The organism is Ruminiclostridium papyrosolvens DSM 2782 (genome assembly GCF_029318685.1).
GTDB classification, from domain to species: Bacteria; Bacillota; Clostridia; order Acetivibrionales; family DSM-1351; genus Ruminiclostridium; species Ruminiclostridium papyrosolvens.
In genome coordinates this window covers 2,345,557-2,368,888 of record NZ_CP119677.1, presented here as the reverse complement: position 1 = coordinate 2,368,888, position 23,332 = coordinate 2,345,557, and the positions used below count along the sequence as shown (strand labels likewise).

9 protein-coding genes are annotated in these 23,332 nt (G+C 36.5%); all 9 read right to left on the bottom strand.

What is annotated here, in order from left to right; translation table 11 throughout:
- Positions 1-41 precede the first annotated feature (41 nt).
- Genes P0092_RS10915 through P0092_RS10875 form a run of 9 tightly spaced genes read right to left on the bottom strand, consistent with a single transcriptional unit; the run spans position 42 to position 23,331 of the window.
- Complete coding sequence (locus tag P0092_RS10915; protein WP_004619549.1) at positions 42-1,280, bottom strand: adenine nucleotide alpha hydrolase family protein; 1,239 nt, start codon at positions 1,278-1,280, stop codon at positions 42-44.
- A 28-nt stretch (positions 1,281-1,308) separates the two neighbouring features.
- Positions 1,309-2,328, bottom strand: coding sequence for an NAD-dependent epimerase/dehydratase family protein (locus P0092_RS10910; protein WP_004619552.1), 1,020 nt, complete (start codon positions 2,326-2,328; stop codon positions 1,309-1,311).
- 23 nt (positions 2,329-2,351) lie between these two features.
- Complete coding sequence (locus tag P0092_RS10905) at positions 2,352-3,302, bottom strand: ACP S-malonyltransferase (protein WP_004619555.1); 951 nt, start codon at positions 3,300-3,302, stop codon at positions 2,352-2,354.
- Positions 3,299-4,450 carry an acyl-CoA dehydrogenase family protein gene (locus tag P0092_RS10900; RefSeq protein WP_004619556.1) on the bottom strand — a complete coding sequence of 384 codons (1,152 nt, stop codon included), beginning with the start codon at positions 4,448-4,450 and terminating at the stop codon, positions 3,299-3,301. Before P0092_RS10900 ends, P0092_RS10905 begins: the two co-directional genes overlap by 4 nt.
- A gap of 16 nt (positions 4,451-4,466) precedes the next feature.
- Positions 4,467-4,712 (bottom strand): acyl carrier protein, encoded by a 246-nt coding sequence (locus tag P0092_RS10895; protein ID WP_004619559.1) that lies wholly within the window; start codon positions 4,710-4,712, stop codon positions 4,467-4,469.
- Positions 4,713-4,730: 18 nt separating this feature from the next.
- On the bottom strand, positions 4,731-5,765 hold the full coding sequence (locus P0092_RS10890) for an HAD-IIIC family phosphatase (protein ID WP_004619560.1): 1,035 nt from the start codon (positions 5,763-5,765) through the stop codon (positions 4,731-4,733).
- Between the two features lie 29 nt (positions 5,766-5,794).
- Complete coding sequence (locus P0092_RS10885; RefSeq protein WP_004619563.1) at positions 5,795-6,649, bottom strand: 3-hydroxyacyl-CoA dehydrogenase family protein; 855 nt, start codon at positions 6,647-6,649, stop codon at positions 5,795-5,797.
- 46 nt (positions 6,650-6,695) lie between these two features.
- Positions 6,696-8,075, bottom strand: coding sequence for a B12-binding domain-containing radical SAM protein (locus tag P0092_RS10880; protein WP_004619565.1), 1,380 nt, complete (start codon positions 8,073-8,075; stop codon positions 6,696-6,698).
- 55 nt (positions 8,076-8,130) lie between these two features.
- A complete protein-coding gene (locus tag P0092_RS10875) occupies positions 8,131-23,331 on the bottom strand; it encodes a non-ribosomal peptide synthetase (protein ID WP_004619566.1) in 15,201 nt (5,066 codons plus the stop codon).
- Position 23,332: the final 1 nt, after the last annotated feature.

Sequence of the window (23,332 nt, the reverse complement as noted above, 5' to 3'; positions counted from 1 at the left end):
AACTTTATACATTATTAGAAGAGATTATTTCAAAACATTTTCTATATTGTCAGCCTTGTTTTATAGGTTCTTTTCAGCTTTTCAACTAAATCATCTATATTTGTATCAACAGGTAAGCACTCCAGATTCTTCGTGTTAATTTCAGGTATGCTGCTTCTAATTGCTAGTTTATTTTTGATAATATCATTCAGCTCTTCTCTGGTCATATCTAATTTTTCCAGAAATAAATTATGTACTTCAGGCTCTACATCCGTAAATCCCGTACATTCTATTTCACGGTTGAATTCCTCAATATCTATTCTTCCGGTTCTTAGTAAAAGAGAATTTTCAATTATATCAAAATTAATTAAGTTTTGCTTATATGCAAGATAGCCTTTCATTCTTTCCGCTATACAACTGGTATGTCCGTAAATTCCCTTGTCCTCAGGCTGCTTCCAACCATATTCTTTTATCTTGTTTATGATTTGCTTCATGTCCCAATCAAAATACACTGATGGATTTACGTATAAAGAGTCTTCAACAGACATCAATTTGTGCACATAACCCAGTAAGTATTTCATTTCTTCAAGTACCTTTGGAGGCAAATCGCCAACTACTAAATCAAGTAACATTGTATAGTACTGTTCCATGGCAGCATTTTTTATAGGTACAGCCCCCATATTTTTTATTATATCGCCTATGGGAGCAACAGCCTTGCCTGTAGAGGTATCAATACGTGCATTGATTTCAGCTAAGCTGGCGATTTGTCCAAATGAGCTGGAGAATAGCACCAGAGGAGCTTTTGTTTCATATATTACAGGCGCTGTATATAAAAAGCATAAAGGCACACAATTACAAAATCTTCCATAGCTTTTTAGTCTGTTTTTATATATATGCTTGAGGACATCCCAGTCCGTTCTTATATACCTGTGTTCTACTCCAAGGTTTCTAGCAGTAACTTCTATATTACCAGTGTTTATGTCATTAAAAAACCCGTTATCCCATGTTAGCGCAAGAGTTTTCAGACCATATACCTGTGACATTAAATATAGTGTATAACTACTGTCTTTTCCCCCTGTATACAGTACAATACACTCATATTCGCCCTTTCCCCTGCTTTGCTCAACCAGTTTTTCAAACTCCGCTTTTCCTGAAGTATAATCAATCTCATATGCATCCTTTGTATGTTCATAATGCTTACAGAAAAAACAATCGTCCTCCTTGTCAAGCTTTACATCACCATAGTAGGTTACATACCATTCGGGCAATTGACAGGTTTTACAAGTTTTTGCTTCATTCATGTTTATGTCTCCGTTTCGTTTTATTTTTTTAAACCAAACCATATATATAATCTCTTTCAGAGTTAGGTATAGAGCCATTTAACAGTTTCAGTAATTTTTCATCTATGCAATAATCTACTTCTCTCCGGTTCTGTCTATGCCAGTCATATGTTTCTTTTAAGCCTTCATATAAAGTTGTTTTTGGCTTCCAGTCCAAATCTCTTATTGCTTTTAAGTTATCGAAATAAAAGCTGATATGATAAAGTTTAGTAGGTATTATACCGGCAAGCTCTTCTTCATCTAAAATACCTGTTAGCTTTTCCGCATCAAATACTCTGATATTTGCTTTCTTCCCTATTATTTCTTCACATAAATTAATAAAATTGAAAATAGTGGTGGATTCTTCTCCCGCAGCATTATAAATCCGGTTGTAAGCCTTTTGATTATTTACTGCAGACACAAATAAATCTGCTAAGTCGGAAATATAAATGAACTGCATTACATTATTTCCTATTGGAAGTATGGGGACTATCCTTTCATCGCCAATCCTATTAAAGAAAAACTCTACTCTGTCCCCATAGGCGTTGGGTCCATAAACATAGCAAGGTCGTATTATGGTAACTGGAAATTTACCATTTGACATAAGCACCTTTTCGCAAAGTGCTTTTTTGCTTCCGTACCTGATTTCATTATTCCAGCTTTCAGGGTCTGTTTTTAAAGGGAAGTCCTCCTTTATAGGAAAGCTTTTTATTTTATCAAAGTCATAAACTGATACTGTACTGCAAAAAATATATTGCTTAATTTTATTTCCAAAAAGCTCAATAAAAATATTTACATCCTCCGGTTCAAATCCACATGTATCAATAATGACGTCAAATTGTTCCTTCTCAAACAACTTCCTGACAAGGGCATGATCTTTTCTGTTCCCCCTGATGTGCCTTACCCCCGATACACTCATACTATTTGAATCCTCAAGATTAAAAACCGTAATGCTGCTCTCCATCTCAAGCAGCTTATTTATAATGCTCAACCCTATAAATTTAGAACCTCCGATAACGAGTATTTCCATATGTCAACCCCCATCTCAACTACTTACATAAAGTACTTCTTAATTTCGGCAAAATCTGTTTTTATTTCAAAGGCATATGTTTTCAGTACCTCGCTGCACTCAGTAACTATAGTCTTTAATGCATAATGAGGCCCAATGTCTATAACTATTTGAGTTCCCTGTTCCTCAATATATGATATAATTTGTCTCCACTTTACAGGATTAACCAATTGAAGTGAAAGGTCTCTTTCAATATCTTCATGGCTTTCATAAGGCAGTGCTGAAACATTAGATAAAACAGGAAATTTCAATGGACTATAGCTGATTTTTTTAAGCTCAAGACTTAAATCCTCTGCCAAAAAACTCATAAGCGAGCTGTGATAAGGAGCATCAACCTTCATCGGTAACATGCTGAAGGGTATAAATTCACCGTTTATACTTTCAATACTTCTACCCAGCTCCTTTAAAGGAATTTCTTTCCCTGCCACAAGAATTTGCGAAGGGGAGTTATATCCCGTAATTGCTACAAAGCCATAATTCTTATTTATCCTTTCAAGCTCTTCCTTTACCTGTGCTTCATTTACTCCCACAATCAATGCAACTCTGCCACGCTTTTCAGAGTATGCCTGCTGCATAAGAATCCCTCGTTTTCTGGCAAAATAGACACCCTCGTTAAATTTTATACCTCCGGCAGCTATAAGAGCCGAAAGCTCTCCCAAACTGTGTCCTGCCGTATAATCCGGCAGTACACCGAATTCCTGCATATAAACTCTAAAAAGTGCATTGCTTGCAGTAACTACTGCCGGCTGTGCATTCTCAGAACGGGTTAGTTCTGCCATACTTCCATCAAAAATTATTTTTTTTAAATCAAATCCAAGGGAATCGTTTGCTTCTTCATAAACCTCAGCTGCAACTTTGAAATTATCAATTAAGGCCTTTCCCATTCCTATGTACTGAGAGCCTTGCCCCGGAAATACAATTGCAAGTTTACTCATTTCAATTTTTTCCTTTTGTAATATTTTGTTAAGCCAAAATTAGCGATTATCTCTTGCTGCAGCTGGGAAGTTCCTTCGATAATTTCAAGTACCCTGGCCTCCCTGAACAACCTTTCTACAGGATAACCGCTGCAGCAACCGTTTCCTCCATGAATCTGTACAGCATCGTTAGCAACCTCCATTGCCACCTTGGAGGTGAAATATTTTGCAATTGTTGTTTCAACAATTGCGTCCGAATCCCTTTGTTGCCGCATTTCACCCGCTCTTATGCAAAGAGCACGAGCAGCATGTATTTTAGTTACTGCATCACCAATCATACCCCTTACAAGCTGAAAGCTTCTTAACTTTTCACCAAATTGAGTTCTATTTCTTGAATATGTAACCATGGCATCAAGAGCTTCCTGCGCTATTCCAACACCTGCCCACGCAATGCTGTACCTCCCGTGATCAAGAGCAGTAGCAACAACATACTCAAATGCGTTTCCAACCTTTCCCAACACATTTTCTTCAGGTACTTCAACATTATCCAGTTGGATTTCAGATATATATGATGCTTTTCCCGATAACATTCCTTTAATAAGAGAAGTACTTACACCCGGAAAACTTCTTTCAACTAAAAATGCTGTAATTTTACCCTGTTCAGAAGCAATCACAATAAATACATCAGCAATACCGCCCAATGTGATCCATTTCTTTCTTCCATTTAAAATATACTTATCACCCTGTTTGACATACGAAGTTTGTACTCCCTTCGCATTTGAGCCTACATCGGGTTCTGATAAAGCAAATGCAGCAAGTTTTTCTCCTTTTGCCATAAGTGGGAGCCAGTAATCCTTTTGCTGCTCATTGCCCCATCTAAGTATTGTTTCTCCTACCAAGGAAGTATGTACGGTTAATATGCTTCGGGTAGATGCACAAGCCTTTCCTATTTCTTCTGTAAAAAATCCATAATCAACAGGGTTTAGTGCAAGACCTCCGTATTTTTCAGGAAGACTTGCGGCAAGGTAACCTTTTTGGGCCATTTTATTAATAAGTTCTCGGGGAATCCCGCCGTTTTCTTCAAACTCGCCCGCAAATGGACGAATCTCATTAGAAGCAAATTCTCTTGCTTCTAAAATAATATTATTTTGCTTAATATTTTCTTCCATTTAATATCACTCGCTATCATCCTTTTTTATTTGCAATAAAGCTTACTATATTGTCCACCGAATTAAAGTTTGAAATATCAAGATCTTCATTATCCACTTGTATGCTGAATTCATTCTCAATTAAATTAACAAGCTTCATAGCAAAAAGTGAATTAACAAAACCTAATGCAAAAAAGTTATCGTTATCTGAGAATTGTGCCTGCTCGTCATCAATTATAAGATTACCTTCAATAAAACTTCTTATCTTTTCTCTGTATTCCATATTCGTATGTTATCCTCCTTACATAATTTTCACTTTCAGATATCTGGGTTGCTTTGGTATATTGGAAAGATCATTTTCAAAAATAATATTTCCTTGGTTATCATTATAAATTTCTTTAAAATTAACGAATCTGTAGCTGACATACATCATCCTGTTACGGTCTGTTTGTCTGAAATCTGCCAAAAGCCTTTTGCCCTCAGCTTTTGCCATCTGCATAATGTAATAGAGCAAAACGGTTCCTACACCTCTTGACATGACTCTGCAGGACATAAGCAATAGCCTTAAATGCCAGTTGTCTTCATTTATCTCTATCAAAGCAAGGCCTATTTTACCGTATGAGCCGTATTTATCAGTAAGCTCGCACACCAACAGCTTATGAGTATCGGATTCTCTGAATGCATTTAACTCGTCATAGGAATAAGTCTTGCCCGTAGCATTTAATTGGTTTGTTCTTACAGTAAGTTCTTCTGCACGTTTTAAATCTTCTTCCTTTGCCTCACTTATAATAAACTCCATTTCAAGAGAAGCAAGGAAGGATTCCTTAGGCCCTTTATAGTTCTCTTCATCGCCTTTTCTTACAATATCCTCCATGTACATTTTCCTGCGTCTTTTTGAATCCTCAGTTATAAACTTTGGATTCATACTTCCTTGCTCAAGCAGACCGGAATATTCGGAAGCGTCCATGCAATTAATATCGGGATATATGCTTTTTACTTCTTCCCGTTCAAAGGGCTGATCATCAATAAACAACATTGAGTCCATGCTTATATTTAAGTTTTTCTGTATATTTGATATGGAATTTGACTTAGCATTCCAATTAATTTCAGGATATATAAAATACTCGTCTAATCCATAGAATTTGAGCTTTTCCATGGCATCATCAAAATTATTTCTGCTTGCTATAGAATTTAGGATTCCTCTTGAATCAAGAGTTTTTATTATGTCTTCAATATTAGGCTTAATCTTAATATCATCAGATTCAATAAGCACTCCGTCCCATATAGTGTTGTCCAAATCCCATATTACACATTTTATTTCTTTAATTTTATGCATAGCTCCTCCCTTTATAAGCTATAAACCACTTATTTGTAATCATAAAAGCCTTTACCGGATTTTTTGCCCAACAGCCCTGCATCGACCATTTTTTTCAGCAATGGACAGCAACGAAACTTGTTATCTTGAAAGCTTTCATACAAAATATTCAAAGAATTTACTACAGTATCCAAGCCGATTAAATCCGCTGTTTCAAGGGGCCCCATCTTATGGCCGAAACCTTGTTTAAAAATCATATCAATCTGGGACGGCGAGGCAACTTGATCCTGTACCAGAAATGCAGCCTCATTCATAAAAAGATGAGAAAGCCTGTTTGATACAAAGCCCGGACAATCGTTTACCACAACAGGATTTTTGCCAAGTGACTTTAAAAAGTCTGTAATTCTATCCTCAGTATCCTGTGAAGTATGGAATCCCCGAATAACTTCAACCATTTTTTTCATGGGAACAGGATTCATAAAATGTGTACCTATTACCTTGCTTGTGTCAGGTAACAGCGAACCGATTTTTGTAATGGATATACAGCTTGTATTTACTGCAAATAAGGTTTCAGGCTTGCATACTTCTTTCAATCTTTTGTATTCTGCTTTTTTACTTTCCCATACCTCAACTATGTTTTCTATAACAATATCAACATTTTCAAAGCCTTTATAATCCGTCTGAAAGACTATATGAGGCAGTACATCTTCTTGTTTGAGTTCACAAAGCTCCTTTTTCATCATCTTAATCATTCTAAAGCTCTGCTTTATTCGCTCTTCTGCTTCCTTAAGGATTTCTGTGTTCAAGTCTTTCAAGATGACATTATAACCATAACAGGCTATGTCAAGGGCAGTATCACTGCCCATAACACCTGCACCAATAATTGCAACTGTTCTAATATTCATATTTACTCACCTTCTTGAAGTTTTATAAAAAAGAGTCATGCCTCTACTAAATAGCATCCACAGACACTTTCGGTCTCTTTATTTTCTGTTCTCTATCACCCATTAATAGTTCTTGATAATGTCTTTTTATACCCTTACCCCACTGACGTATTGTTTCTGCACCTAACTCACCCATCTTGGTGGTGGCAGCATATCTGGCTCTTTCTTCTATTGCCTCGTCTGCTGAAAATCTTCTTGCTATTTCCACGTATCCGTCGTGTAGTTCGTCTTGTGTCATTCTGGCAGGTATGTAATTGACTCCATCCATAACATAGTTATCCCAATCATACGAGGTAATTCTATTTTGTTCTTTCATTCGGTCAAAAAGTTTAGTACCCGGATAAGGATATAAAATGTTCATTGACATGGATGCAACATGTGATTCCACCAGAAATTCATAGAGCTTTTCAAAAGAGTCTTTTGTCTCATGATCAAAACCTACTACTACCCCTGCTATGACAGGTATACCATGATCTTCCTGTATCTTCTTTACCCATTTAATATAATTGTATTTTGTGTTTACACTTTTAGTAGCTCCTTCAAGATCCTCTGAATGAAGAGCATCAAAGCCAACATAAAAGCCCAGTGCGCCTGCCTGTTTTGCCAAATCAAGAAGCTCATCATCCTCTGCAATATCCAGCCCGGCAAAAGCCTGAAATTTTAAGTCTAAAGGAATCATTTTTCTTAAAACGTCTTTTGCATATTCTTTATCAACAAAAAAGTTGTCATCGTTGAAATGCACCCAATTAGATTCCTGTGTATAGTTTTCTTTTATATGCTTGAGTTCGGCAATAATCTCATCTGCAGGACGCTTACGCAGTTTCCTTCCGTAAAACGGTGGTACACAGCAAAAATCACATGAGTGAGGACATCCCCTTGTAAGATGAATGGTAGGCTTAAAAAGGTAATTAACTTTTTCTGGAAGAAGATCAAGTCGTGAAAAAGGCATCTCTGTTAAATCATAACGCTCTTCGGCTTTATATATGCCTTTCATTTTTCCTTCCTTGAAATCATCCAGTACTTTCTGCAGGATAATATCACCCTCACCTATGATAACAGCATCACAATATTTCAGTGCCTCCTCAGGCAATGCCGAAACATGGTGTCCTCCCATGAATACAGCAACATTGCGGTTACGATAAAACTCAGCAATTTCATATCCTCTTTTTACATTAGCGGTAAATGCGGATATCCCAACAATATCTGCATCATCATTGTCACTCAGGGTAAATTCCTCAGATGCTTCATCAATAATCGTAATCTCAAAATCCTCAGGAATTCTGGAAGCCAATACCGCCAATGCTAATGGTGAAATATGGAATTTACTGCTCCCTCTTTCAAAAAATCTGTTTGCACTTGGTGCGATTAACTTAATTTTGTATTTCATAATCATTTCTCCTTTACAGTTATTTTAGTTTGTAAAAATATTAGCCATAGCATAGTTATAAAATTTCTATTTTTTTCTCCATGGGTGCTTTAAAGTAACCGATTTTTATGCAGTAGTCTATGTAGGTCTTAATCAAATCACTATCTGTCTTGCAGCAAACAATACCTGCACTTTTCAGAATATCCGTGGTATACGAGTTATCTGCATATGAGCTTCCAATAATAGATTTTCTGAACATGGGATTAAACCTTGTAAGCTCAACAATAACCGAAGTGTTTCCTTCAGATGTCTCACTTTGATTTTTTATAATTTCCAAGTATTCATCATTGTCAATTATGGAAATATCATAACCATAATCCCTGACTAGCCCATAGACTTCAGGCCATAATGTATAGTGGGGATTTGTCACATGGTAAGTCTCAAATACAGTTTTTCTTGACGTACATAGGTATATAATCCCACCACTCAAATAGTCAACGGGAGTAACATCAAGGTACAGCCTGGAATTAGGTGCATACTTTAACTCAATAGCTGTCCTAAACAGGTCATAATAGACGCCCACAACATTAGTAACATCGAAGGGATATGTTCCGGTCACACTGTCACCCATAATGTTTCCGGCACGTATTATATTCCATTTCAGTCCCTTCTTGCCTGCCAGACGCACCTTAATCTCTGCGTCAAATTTAGATTTCTGGTAACCCATATTTTCAAAACCCTGTCCCAAAACCAAAGCTTTTTCTGTAAGAGGCTCACAGGGCTCAAGCCATCTGTCTCCCATAATTCCATGTGTTGATATAAATGTAAAATATTTCTGCTCTGTTTTAAGTGCAAATTCTATGCAATTCTGAGTACCCTTAACATTTACATCCTTAACCTCTTCATACAGACCAATCAAACTAAGCTTTGCTGCACAGTGAATTACCATATCTGTCTTTTCTGCCAGTTCAATATAATCCTCATCCGTCATCCCCAGCTTGTCTGATACAATATCTCCAAGTACGGGTATAACACGCTTTTCAAAAGCATCCTCAAGCTTTAGCAGAGGATCATATGCCTTGAGTAATTCTTTTAATCGTTTCGTTGCCTGATTTATATCCTTTGCCCTGACAAGGCAGTATACATTGCTTTGAGTTGCTTCTAATATATCCTTCATAAGTCTTCCGCCAAGAACGCCGGTAGCACCTGTCAAAAATATATTTTCAGTCTTTAGTGATGAAGACATATCAATAATTTCAGGAAACATATCCTCCTCATTGAAGCTTAAATCATAGTCTTCCTTTAATTCATCCTTGCCGTGGTTTATGGGTAGAGAAACCTTTTGATTAATACTAGCGGAAATTATGCCTATTATTTCACCGATAGTAGTAAAAGGAGATAGCTTTAAGTCAACAGGAGTTATTTTGACTCCATATTGTTCGTTAATCTGATTGAGCATTCTCAGTATAATTATTGAGCTAAATCCTATGGTACTTATTTCAGTGTCATTAGATATATCCTTCTCCTCAAGCTTTAGCAGAGAAGCGATTTTTTTCAAAACCGTTTTCTTTAAATCCTCTTTGCTTTCATTTTGTTCATTTTGCTCCATTTCAACTAAATTGATGGAGCTACTTTTTATAGAAGGGGCAATTTCTATCCAATGCCTTTCTCTCTCAAATGGATATCCGGGCAAAGCTATGCGTTTGTGGCTTTTGGCGGAGTATAACATATCCCATTTGACCTGCACCCCTGTGACCCAAAGTTGTCCAAGCATACTCAGATTTCTGTTTTCCATGAGTTTTCTAATCAATTCAGTTCCTTCATCCATTTCTAAAAGGAATCCATATTTATTAGCATCTGATTTTGTATTGCCACTATAAAAATCTGTTATATTTGCTATCCCTGTACAGTACTGTTCAAGCTTTTCAATAAGCTCTTTCTTACTTGAAACAACCAGAGCCAGCCTTTCTTCCATTTCATCCCGCCCCACATTCAGGGAGTACGCAATGTCTTTAAGCTCCTGTGGTTCATTGCGCATGTTATCAGTGTCATCAGCATATTGCCTCATAATGTGATTTTTAAGATTATTTGCGTAAATCATTAGTCGTTCTGAATTTCTTGCAGAAAGTTTAATAATATGGGGCGAATCCGCACTTACTGTTTTTTCATTTTTCATATGATTTTCATATTCCTCAATAATAATATGTGCATTAGAGCCGCCTGCTCCAAAGGAGCTTACAAATGCTCTTCTGGGATACTCCTTTTTTTCTCCGTTAATAGCTAAAACCGGTTTCTTCCAATACTCATACTTTTGTTGAATATAAAACGGTATTCCTTCAAAATTAATATTCGGATTCAACTCTTGAGAATGAAGGGACGGAACCAGATGCTTATTTTTCATTTGCATCAATACCTTTGTCACACCTGCAATACCTGCCGCAGCCTCCAAATGCCCAATATTCGATTTCACTGAACCAACAGGACATGTCCAGTCAGTTTTTATGTCTTTAGCAACTGAACTAAGCAAGCCTGCTATTTCAATAGGGTCTCCCAGAGAGGTTCCCGGCCCGTGAGCTTCTATATAGCTTATGGTTTCAGGCTCTATTCCGGCTTTTTTTATGGATTCTGTTATTAATTTTGACTGTGCATTTGGGTTAGGAACTGTGTACCCGGCTGTTTTACCGTTGTGATTTATAGATGTGGCTTTAATCACTCCATAAATATTATCCCCGTCCTCTACAGCTTTCGTAAATGGTTTAAGTAGTACTGCTCCAACTCCTTCTCCGGGTACATAGCCATCTCCGCCTTTACCAAAGGCTCTGCATTTCCCGTCTGTAGAAATAAATGAGCTATCACTTAACAGTAAATATTTATATGGATGGATAGATACATTAACACCACCTGCCAATGCAAACTCACATTCCCCTCTGCGTATACTTTCACACGCCAGATGAATGGCTGTAATGGAGGAGGAACACATTGTATCAAGTGCAAGACTTGGCCCGTTCAGATTGAAGCAGTATGATACACGGTTTGCAATTGAAGCAAAAGTAGAATTAGGATACACATGGTTTCCCTTCAAAAGCTCCTGAGCACCATATAACTGATAAAGTCCCCACATTGCTCCAACAAAAACTCCAACCTTTTTATCAGATAAATCACTAATCCGATAATTTGCGTCTTCAAAAGTGTGCCATGCAGTTTCAAGGAAAATTCTTTCCTGAGGGTCCATTAATTGTGCCTCATGAGGAGAAATATTAAAGAACAGAGAATCAAATTTATCTACATCACGCAGAAAGCCTCCCCATTTGCTGTAGCTCTTACCTTCAGCTCCTTTATTATCTGAGTAATACTCATGGATGCTCCATCTTTCTTTGGGAATTTCACTAATACAATCCCTTCCTTCTTTTATAACCTTCCAGAAATCCTCCATATCCTCAGCATAAGGGTACTTACCGCTTAAACCTATTATTGCTATATCCTCTGTCATGTTCGTCTGTTCTTTTATGAAACGTGGTTTGTCTGCTTTAACTGTAATGGTATTATTGTTTATTGCAGTTTCATTTATTATTTTTACAGGCTTTTCTTTTGAGCCGAACTGATTATTTGCCCACTCAAAATGTTCTGTCATAAAATATTTTGAAAGTTCATCTATTGAAACGTATTCATAATATAATGACTTTGGAAGGTTCTTTATATGCTTTTCCAGAATTTCATTCATATTCATTACAGCTATTGAGTCCATACCATACTTATCAAAGGTATCGTTAGAATTAATTCTGCCGGAAGGTATTTTAAGTTCATCCGCAAGCATATCTCTTAAAAACATTACAAGCTTCTTCTTTACAGCCTCTTTATTTTCAGTAGAGACTTCAGAACTCTCATTGTAATTATTTTCTATATATGGGATATAATCATCTGATTCTGAAGCCCTTAGGGCAGATTTCATTCTTTCCTCTACACCATTAGCCACAATCACCTGACTTTCTCCCGCTGAAAAACATGCTTCAAAAGCTCTAAGGGCATCTTCCACAGATATTGGCATCAAGCCCAGATTTTGCTTTAAATTTTCCCGTGCTTTATCATTCACATCCATTCCAACGCCATCCCAAAGTGGCCAGTTAATTGAAATAGTCTTACCGTATCTCTCAGATTTTTGCCTTAAATCCTCCCTGTGTTGGGCATAGTAATCCATAAATCTGTTAGCAAATGCATAATCAGTTTGTCCCATATTACCCATAACAGAAGTAATTGATGAAAATAATATAAAAAAGTCAAGCTTTACATTTTTTAACTCCTCATCAAGATAGACTGTCCCCAGTATTTTGGGATTGATAACCTGCTCTATATCACTTTCTCTTTTATTGATTACAAAAGAATCCCTTATAGCACCCGCACTATGAAGTAAACCATTTATTTCTCCATATTCCGTCCTTATCTTGGAAATAAGAAGCTTTACTTCTTCTTTATTTGATATATCCGTTGGTATATAGTGGATTTCAGATTTATATTTATTTTTCAAATCATTTATCTTTGACCTTTTTGTTTCATCCAGCTCAGATCTTCCAGTTAAAATAACTTTTACCTCAGCCTTATTTACAAGATATTCTGCAAAAACAAGACCCAATCCACCTGCTCCTCCGGTAATCAGATAAACTCCTTTGTTTTGTAAATTAAAACCTGCGTCACTTAAGTTGCTTAAACGTACCTGTCTGGCAAATCGACTACCCTTAAAATACATTATTTCTGTAAAATCAGAGCAATTCATTTCCTTGTCTATTAATTCAGATGTATTAGCTGCTCCGGATATCCTTAAACTTTTAAAGCTATAGCCCGGCTGCTCCAGCCGCATTGACTTAGAAAAACCATCAATAGCTGAGCTCAAAGGGTCTTCTTGATTGGATAAGAATAGCACTCTAATACTACTTATCTCATTTTTTATTAATCCATAGGTTAAATAAAATACCGGGTTTATCCTGTTTTTTAGTAAAGTCGGCGTTATTTTTTCAAGTGGTTGGTTATCTGAAACGGACAACCCAATTCTCTTTTGGCTTAATCTGTTGTATATAACCTTTTGAAGTGTGATTCCCTTCTTTTTTATTATGCCAATAGCTTCTCTAAAGCTTTCCTTATTTAAGGCATCAACTTCATACAAATCCCCTTGTTCAGTTTTAAGAGCTGTGCCAAGCTGCATAAAAAATACTCTGCTCTTTTGTCCCTCTTTGCTGTTTTTGAAGGAATTGTATAAGCTGTCGTCAGTATCAACAATAAGAATATTATCTTCCACCTTATCTGCTGAAACAGATTCAGGTAAATCCGTCTGCTCCCATCTTGATGTAAAGTACAAAGTTTTTTCTAAATCCCTATTTAAGCTGCTTTCAACTTTTTTCAAAGATAGGCCTTTTATATTGATTAATAATTCTCCTGATTCATCTAAAACCTTTATGTCAAACTTCTCCGAATCATCCAATAAAGAATTGTCACAAGCTTCTACAAAGGCATAGCATGACTCCTTTAAAGGATTACATATGTCTATCTGCTCAACAGCATAGGGAATAAGTAATACATCATCAGCTTTTTTGACAATTCCTGCCGCTGCCGCCTGAAGCACTCCATCAATAAGCACAGGATGCAATATATAGTCTTTGAATGTCATATCATGGATTTGCGGAAGCTCAATATATGCTAAAGCTTCTCCCTCTGAGTACCAAAGTTCTTTTATGCTTTTAAACTCTGCACCATAGTTCATACTATGCTTGTTTAAAACTGAATAGTAATCATCCCCTGATATTGCAGTCTTAAATCGGCTTTTTAAAGCTCCCATATCAATTTTCTCTGAAACCCGTTCAGAATCTGTATCAGCATAAACCGCTTTCCCTTTTGCATGGGTAACTCTGCCTTTTTCCTGTTGTGTATAAAATTCAAACTCAGGCTGACTTTCAGGATATAGAGCCGTAAATACTTCTACAGGCTCTGTACCTGCTATGATTGGCTTTATCCAAGTAATATCCTTTAATTGCTTTATTGGCTTACCTCCTGCCAGCTTCATAGCTATACAAGCTATCTCAATAAAAGCTGCACCAGGCAAATATTTGTTTCCATTAATAATATGCTGCTCAAATATATACTCTTTCCCTGTAAATTTAGTACTGAATTTTTGCTCGTAAAAATCTGAAATATTGGCATCCAACAAGGGATGCAGTTTTACTGCCTCTTGCAGTTTATCAGAATTTGCATCATTATCACTTGCAGCAGGCACCCAGTAGCTTTCTTTCAAAAAAGGATACCCCGGAATAGAAATTCGATTGCATTTGTCATCTTTATGAAATTCAACCCAGTCTATATCTATACCCGACACCCATAATGCTGCAATCTTATCTAATTCTCTGCTTTTGACAATATTACTTGCCAGCTCATGTCCTAATGCGCCCTCAAATAATAGCTGGTTGGAATTTTTATTTCCTAAAAACAGCTTTTCTGCCTGCAAATCATCAGAGCAATAATTAGCAAGCTTTCTTAATAATTCTTCTTCATTTGAGAAAACAAATGCCAGCCTTTCCTCCATTTGCTCCCGCCCGATATGCAGTGTGTATTCCAAATCCTGCAAATATATCTTATCGGTATTTCCCTCGGATTTTCTCCAGATGAAATTCAAAATTGTCAACCCATAAGTTTTAAGTCTTTCTTTATTAATAGCTGATAAAGTAAATAGCATTTGACCTTTTGGTACATCATAAGCCTCAACTGGTTTTTCATATTCCTCAAGTATTATATGAGCATTTGCTCCACCTGCTCCAAATGAACTTATACCTGCTCTGCGAGGATAGTCACCCTCAGGCTTTTTCCAAGGAGTTAAGCCCCTTTGGATGTAAAATGGTGAGTTTTCAAAATTAATATAGGGGTTAACAAGCTCTGAATGAAGCGATGGAACAAGCTCCTTATATTTCATCTGCAAAAGAATTTTTGTAATTCCGGCAACTCCGGCTGCTGACTCTAAATGTCCAATATTTGATTTAATTGAACCAATAGGACAGAATTGTTTTAATTGTGTTCTATAGTTGAAGGCATTTGATAAGCCGGTAATTTCTATAGGATCACCTAATTGTGTACCGGTTCCATGAGCCTCAATATAACTTATGGTTTCAGGATTAACTCCGGCTTTTTCATAAGCATCCAGAATTACCTTTTCCTGTGCCTTTGGGTTCGGTACAGTAAAGCCACTGGTCATACCTCCATGATTTATAGCTGTTCCCTTGATTACAGCATAGATGTTATCCCTATCTGCAATGGCCTTGTCCAGAGGCTTTAGCAATACACAGCCAACACCCTCTCCCGGTACATAACCATCTCCGCCCTCACCGAAGCTACGACATTTACCATCGCTTGATGAAAACTTCTCCTGACTTAGGAACTGGTACTTATCGGGATGCAAAGATAAGTTGACACCTCCGGCGATAGCTAAATCACATTCATTTCTTTTCAGACTTTCACATGCCAGATGTATTGCAGTTGATGATGATGAACACATTGTGTCAAGTGAAATACTGGGGCCATTCAAATTCAGCGCATATGAAACACGATTTGCAATAGCCGCAAAAAGAGTATTTAATGATACATTATTCCCTTTTAATGACTCCTCAACACCAAAGAAATGGTACTGCCCCCACATAACACCTGCAAATACTCCTACCTTGTTCTTTTCCAATTCACCTTTTGTATATCCTGCATCCTCCACGGTATGCCATGCTGTTTGCAAAAAAAGTCTTTGCTGAGGGTCCATCTTTTCAGCATCTCTGGGCGAGATTTTGAAAAACAGAGGATCAAACTTATCTACATCCTTTACAAAGCCCCCCCATTTTGAGTAAACTGTACCCCTTTTATTTTTATCAGGGTCATAATTTTTTTCACCATCCCATCTGTTCGATGGAATTTCAATAATACAATCCTTGCCTGCCTTCAGGTTTTCCCATAACTCCTCAAGACTTTCTGCCATTGGATAACGGCCACTTACTCCAATTATTGCAATATCCTGTACTTCCTGTACTTTTTGCACTTCCTTTACTTCCTTTGTTTCAAAGCGCCCTGTAATTTGTGATACAGAATTAAAGTCTTCTATTTTCGTGTCCGTCACATTATTGTTTTTCATGAGCAGCTCTGTAAGCTTGTCACTATAATTCTTTATAAAGTAAGCGATTAATTCTTCAATTGTTTGATTCTCATAGAATAATGTCTTTGAAAGCAGGCCAAAGCTTTTTTCCAGCTTTTCTACCATATTTAGAGACATTATAGAGTCTATTCCAAATGTTCTGAAGGGTTCCTTCAGACTGATTTCCTTTAAAGGCATTTTTGTTTCTTCTGATATTAGATTTGCAAAATAATTCCAAGCCAACTCCTGAACTTTATCGCTGCCGGTACTCAATTGGTTATCACTACTGTCGGATTTGGTCTTTTTAATCAAGTCTTGAGTTGTGTTACCGTATTTTTTAGTGTAGTTTAAATCCTTTACAGTTGCCACAATAGATGCTTCCTTCATCGTTAAAGCACTGCTGAACATAGTAATACCTTCATCTGCAGAAATCTCCAACATACCATTTTTACTGCTCATTTGAGAAGCATTATGGCCTCCCATTTTCATACCGCCATTGTTCCAAAGGCCCCAATTTATTGATATGACATTACTACAGCTTTGAGCAAAATTGTCCATAAAACTGTTAGCATAAGCGTAATCCGCCTGTCCAATCAAGCCCTCTTCGGCAGAAACAGATGAAAATAAAACAAAGAAATCCATATTACTGCTGTTAAAGGTTTTATGCAGATTAAGTGTTCCGAAGATTTTAGAGGACAGCACCTCAGCAATTTCTTTACTATTCTTTTTTATAATAAATGAATCCTTTAGCTGGCCTGCTGCATGGATAACGCCATTAACACTACCATATTTTCCCATTATGCTTTCATTAAGCTCCACCACCTGAGCCTTATCAGAAATATCGCTTTGTATATATATTATTTTATTTGAGCTTAATTTTAGCTTTTCCAGTTTTAAGCTTGTTTTTTCATCTAGTGGAGACCTTCCTGTCAGTATAAGAGTTGCATTATATTCTTTTGCAAAATACTCTGCAAATATCATGCCAACTCCCCCAAGACCTCCTGTAATTAAATATATACCTTCTTTTTTTATTGGAAGTATACCGTTTTTAGTCACTTCGACGGTTTGGAGTGCTTTAACTTTTCTCTCATTTTCTGAAATTTTATACCTTATTTCAAAATCATCTATGCTCTCATTATTAAATTCATTTATTGCTAATCTGACAAGGTTTTGAGAAGCCTTAATTTCATCTAAACCTATACATTTAAAAATATAGTTTGGATTTTCCTTATATAAGGTTTTAACAAAGCCGCTTATTGCCGAATCAAATGGAGCAGTGAAGCTTGTACCTTCTTGATAGATATATAAAAGTTTCACAATTCCTTCTATCTTTTGAGACAGAAGAGCCTGTGTAAGGAAGGTCAATGAATATATTCCAAGGCTTAATACCTTTGATATATTTGAATCATCATAAATGTCATTTTCTTCTGCTTTTGACCATGTATATATGATTTGGTGAGGTAAATTACTCTGATTAGCCAAAATATCAATGAGTCTGTCAAAATCATCTTTTTTGCCTGCACATATTTTGAAAGTCCTCTCATCAAGCTGAAGAAAATTTTCCCCCGGCATAACCAATATAGTTTTATACTGTTGTCCCAGCATTAAAGCCAGTTCATTATCTGTATCAAATACTAATACATTTTCAACTTCCTGTGTTTTACCGGATATATTCAATTCAGCCTTACACCAGATTTTTTTGTCAATACACAAGCTGCGTACCGGTGGTTCTTCATGCTTAATCGCATTTAATTTATGCAAAACTAATCCGCTCATTTCAACCAAGACATTTCCTGCATTGTCTGCAATGAGAATATCCAATGTTTTTTGAAGAGAGCTGTCATTATTAATTAATTTGCAATATGCAAAAATCTCCTTTTCCAATTTACCAAATATCTTTATTTCGTTGAGTAAATATGGAATAAATGGAGGTGATTTTGTACCGTCCTTGGGCAAAAGCATAGCCACGGCACTGTGTATCACGCTATCAATTAATAAAGGATTTAAAGCAACCTTTGAATTATCCTCCTCGGCAAAATCTTGCATGTAAATCTTTGAAATACACTCATGACTATTCATATATATCTTTTCAACTAAGCGGAAATCCTCGCCATAATTTAAACCACAATTCGTATATATGGCATATACTTCATCTTTTTCAATAACTTCTCCGCATCTGTCAATAATTGTCCCAATATCCAGCTTGGCAAGGTTTTTGACATAGTTTTCAGACTTAAAATTAACTTCAGCTTTTGAATATAAAATCCTGTTATTAATATTGTATTCATTAGCTGCTGTCAATTTCACCGTCCATTTATCATTTTCTAGTAACAACCCCACATCCAGATTTTTACCTTTTTCATTAATAACTACCGGAGCCATAAATGAAATATTGCTAATGTATTCAACAGTTCTCTGTCCAGCCAATTCTCCGGCGGCTCTTATCATTTCAATTATTGCTGCTCCCGGGAGAATGTTTTCGTCATTTACAATATGTCCTGAAACATAGCGGTCAGTCATTGTTAAATATGTACTGAATTTCTGTTCATATATTGTGGAGGTATTGCATTGTATCAAGGGATGTAATCTTGCTTCCTTATTCTCTGATATTTTTACTTCATCCACCCAGAAGCTTTCCTTATCAAAGCAGTAAGTGGGTAAGGAAAGCTTCCTCACAGCCTTTTTAGTATCATATAAATTTTCCCATGTAATATCACTTCCATTGACATATGCTTGAGCCAATTCCAATAATTCATTGTAAGACTCTACATTACTTATATTCTCTGATAACTCAATAGCTACATGGCCTTCTGCTAAGTTACCCTCCAAAGCTGACGTTAGTTTGTTTTTTAAGTCCTCAATGTTTTTTACTACAAAGCAACATCTTGTATTAAAATGTGTCCTTCCAACCTGCAGAGTATATGCCAATTCCTGCAAGAAGCCTTCAAGTTCATTAGTCCTCAGATATTCTGACAAAGCAGAAATCATGCCCTTTAGAGAATTCTTTGTTTTGGCAGAAATTGGTATAAGATAATACGGCAAGACCTTGCCTTCCGTCTCAATCTCATTTTCTGCTATATATTCCTCCAATACCAGATGTGCATTTGTTCCGCTATAGCCAAAGGAACTTACCGCTGCTCTTCTTGGTAAAGCATTTGATGTCTCCCAATCCTGCAAAGTATTATTTACATAAAAAGGACTATTAATAAAGTCAATATAGTTATTATGTGTATCAAAGTTTAGAGTTGCCGGTATTTTACGGTGTTTAAGTGCCAACAGCATCTTTATCATACTTGCAATTCCGGCAGACGCAGTTGTATGCCCGATATTAGGTTTAACAGAACCGATTGCACAGAATTGTGACGCATTGGTATATTTTCTGAAGGCATTTGTAAGTGCTTCAACCTCGATAGGATCACCTAATTTGGTTCCTGTTCCGTGAGCCTCCACACAGGTTATGGTTTCAGGATTTATATCAGCTTTTTTGTATACCTCAAGCTCTAATTCAGACTGTGAAATAGCACTGGGTGCAGTAATCCCATTTGTTTTTCCATCCTGATTTATTCCTGACGCCCTTACTATTCCATAGATATTGTCACCGTCTTTAACTGCTTCTTTAAGTGATTTTAGTACCACAAAGGCTACAGTTTCTCCAAGAGCAATACCATCAGCTTTATTGTCAAAGGTCTTACATCCTCCTTCGGGAGTTAGCATACCTGATTTGGAGGTTGTAATAAAACAATTTTGCGTAGTAATAACCGTAGCGCCACCGGCTACAGCCATACTGCATTCACCTGCCAATATGCTCTGACAAGCTTCATGTACTGCAACCAAAGAAGATGAACATGCAGTATTTATTGGAATATTGGGTCCCTTTAAGTTTAAAAAGTATGAAATACGGGCTGCAAGAATCGATGAATCATTTCCCATCATAGTATATGCATCAGGATTTATACCGGCTCTATCCAGCCTTTGAGAATAGTCACTGTTCCATACACCTATAAAGACCCCCGTTTTTGACCCCGAAATAGCTTGTGCAGAATATCCTGCATCCTCAAAGGCTTTCCAGCACTCCATAAGCGATAACCTTTGCTGTGGGTCCATAAGTTCCGCTTCTCTTCTGGAAATATTAAAAAAGGTATTGTCAAATTGGTCTATGTTGTTTATAAAACCGGCCACTTTGCTAATGGTTTTGTTCTCTTTCCTTGGGTCCTTGTCATAATATTTATCAATTTCCCATCTGTCACTTGGTATTTCACTTATTGATACTCTGTTTGCAATAAGATTTTCCCAAAACTGCATGACATTATCAGCTTTCGGAAAGCACCCCGACATTCCTATAACTGCAATGCTGCCATTATCCAATTCGTTACTGCAATTTTGTTTGTTCTTATTTTTATTTTTTTCCTCATAAGCATCCCTGCTAATAAATTGGATAGCACTCTCTGCAAATTCAGCAATACTTGGATAATTGTACAAGGAAGTTACTGCCATTTTACAGTTAAACTCTTTGTTTATGAGTCTTACCAGATTTACCGCCGAAACAGAGTCAACTCCCAAATCCTTAAAGCTCTTATTTATATCTATTAAATCAGCATTTATTTCTAATATTTCTGCTGTTTTATTTTTTATAACTGATATTGAATTCTCAATTTTCTTCTGATTATTTTCTTTACTGCTATTTTTGCCAGCGGAGTACTTTTGTACCTCTTTCAGCAATGCCGGCAGTGCAGTACGGTCAAGCTTTGCATTCGGTGTCTGAGGTAATTTGCTTATTTTTACTATATATGAAGGTACCATGTATTCCGGCAATTCTCTTTCACAATACTCCTTCAATTCAGCTTCCGATAACTCAACGCCGTCTTCAAGCACAATAAAGGAAGCAAGCTTTTTACCGCCTGATTTATTGTCAATAATACAAACTGCATTTTCTTTTATTCCGGGGTGCTTTGATAACTCAACTTCTATTTGAGTTAATTCTATTCTGACCCCTCTTATTTTGACCTGATTATCTCTTCGACCAATATATTCTATGGAGCCATTTGCAAGGTACTTGGCATAATCGCCGGTATTATACAGTTTTGAAGCAGTATTAGAGCAAAACGGGTTCTGTATAAATCTCTCTGCCGTTATTTCAGGAAGGTTTAGATAACCCTTTGCAACGCAAATACCGCACACATGGATTTCTCCGGCAACACCAATTGGAACGATTTCTTTATTTTTATCCAGAATAAATACTCCAGAATCGGCAAAGATTTTACCAATAGGTACACTTTTCATTTCATCACTATGATCCCTTGAATCAAAATACAGTACTCCATTGGTTTCAGTAGTTGCAAACTCGTTTAAAATAATAGCATTTGGAGCAGAATTACGAAATCTTGTATATAAATCAAAGCTCAAAGGCTCTCCCAGACTATACCAAAGTTTAAGCTTTGGCACACTTGCTCCTATATTAATTCCGGAGTCAAGTATCATTTTAAGAAGCGAAGGAACTATCCTTATACGAGTAACATTACTTTTTGCCAGTTCATCCATTAGCTTAAAGGGATCTCTTACAATTTCGTCGGGTAATATAACCGTAGGTATACCCTTTAACAGTCCCACCAAAAGCTCTTGAAGTGACGGTATGTGATTAATATTTGTTCTTTGACAAAGAATCTCTTCCTTATCAAAAGGAAAATTATCCCACCACCAGGACAAATAGTATATTAACATTCCCTGACCATGCACTACTCCCTTTGGTTTACCCGTTGACCCCGAGGTGTATAATATAACTGCTGAATTATCTGTATTTGCCCTTTTTTCTGGATTTAAACTGCTCATCTTCTCAATTTCATCCCAACGGTCATCAATACAAATAACCTTGCGATTTTCAACAGGCAGTTTGCTTATTAAGTCCTTCTGACTTATAATAACGTCTATTTCTGCCTGTTCCAGTATATACTTCTGATGGCCCACAGGATACGACTGGTCAATAGGTACATATACTCCACCTGCTTTCAATATTGCCATCAAACATATAACCGCAAAGGACGAACGCTCAATTAATACAGCTACCGGAACCTCAGGTCCAACCCCAAGTTCAATCAATTTGTTTGCAAGCATATTAATTTTTGCATTTAAATCCTTATATGTAAGTTTTTCCTTTTTATATATGACTGCTATATTATCCGGTGTTTTTTCTACTTGTTCCTCAAATATCTGAGGCAACAATTTTTCATATACAACATTACTATCCTCCCAGACTGTATTAATAACCTGCTTTTCTGCCTCAGAGAGTATCGGGAGTACAGATATTTTACTATCCGGTGATTTCAAAGCGCCCTGTAACAGTTCACTAAAGTGACAACACATCCTGTCTATAGTATCCGGCTTAAACAAAGAAGAGTTGTACCAGATATAACCCTTTATTCCTTCACTTGTCTTTGAAAAAGATATATGTAAATCCGCAAGGGGTAACTCAGAATCAGAATTAAAATAATTTGTTTCAAGCCTATTAAATGGTTCATCTTTAAAGTCATTAAAGCTAAAGGCAACCTGATATAAAGGATTATAATTAATAGAGTTATTGCCCTCGCTTTTTAAAGACGCAATTTCCTCTGAAAGAATATTTAGTAATTGTTTAAAACTGAGCTCATAAGACATTTTGCAATGCAAAAAAGATATGTTTGAAAAAATCTTTTCTTCATCGGTATCTGAGAATAAGCAACCAGTTGATATTTCGCTATCACCGGTATACCTATATAAAAGAATTTGAGTAACTGCAATAAGAATAAGTTCATCATTGAACTCTTGACCATTGAAATTTTGAGATAAGCTTTTTCTGTCAAAAAATTTGAATGTTTTTAAAGCGTACTCGCTTTTTTGCTTAGGCGGCCGATAATAATCAAATGGAAGCTGAATTAGCTTAGCATTCCCAATGATTTCGCCTTTGAAATCTTCGTTGTTTTTCCTTTTTACACGATGCTTATAATAAAAATCGATAATTTCCTTTTCGTTTTCTGATAGAAGTTTTTTCAGGTCATCTGTATATAAAGTATCCTTACACAGATAATTTACCTTGTTGTTTTCTACCCACAATATAACTTTCATCTGCTTTAGTGCAGACAGTATTTTTTTTACTCCCATG

Excerpts from the sequence above, each read along its gene's own strand:
- P0092_RS10885 (WP_004619563.1), bottom strand. The coding sequence starts at position 6,649 with ATGAATATTAGAACAGTTGCAATTATTGGTGCAGGTGTTATGGGCAGT.
- P0092_RS10895 (WP_004619559.1), bottom strand. The coding sequence starts at position 4,712 with ATGGAATACAGAGAAAAGATAAGAAGTTTTATTGAAGGTAATCTTATA.
- P0092_RS10880 (WP_004619565.1), bottom strand. The coding sequence starts at position 8,075 with ATGAAATACAAAATTAAGTTAATCGCACCAAGTGCAAACAGATTTTTT.
- P0092_RS10875 (WP_004619566.1), bottom strand. The coding sequence starts at position 23,331 with ATGGGAGTAAAAAAAATACTGTCTGCACTAAAGCAGATGAAAGTTATA.
- P0092_RS10905 (WP_004619555.1), bottom strand. The coding sequence starts at position 3,302 with ATGAGTAAACTTGCAATTGTATTTCCGGGGCAAGGCTCTCAGTACATA.
- P0092_RS10910 (WP_004619552.1), bottom strand. The coding sequence starts at position 2,328 with ATGGAAATACTCGTTATCGGAGGTTCTAAATTTATAGGGTTGAGCATT.
- P0092_RS10915 (WP_004619549.1), bottom strand. The coding sequence starts at position 1,280 with ATGAATGAAGCAAAAACTTGTAAAACCTGTCAATTGCCCGAATGGTAT.
- P0092_RS10900 (WP_004619556.1), bottom strand. The coding sequence starts at position 4,450 with ATGGAAGAAAATATTAAGCAAAATAATATTATTTTAGAAGCAAGAGAA.
- P0092_RS10890 (WP_004619560.1), bottom strand. The coding sequence starts at position 5,765 with ATGCATAAAATTAAAGAAATAAAATGTGTAATATGGGATTTGGACAAC.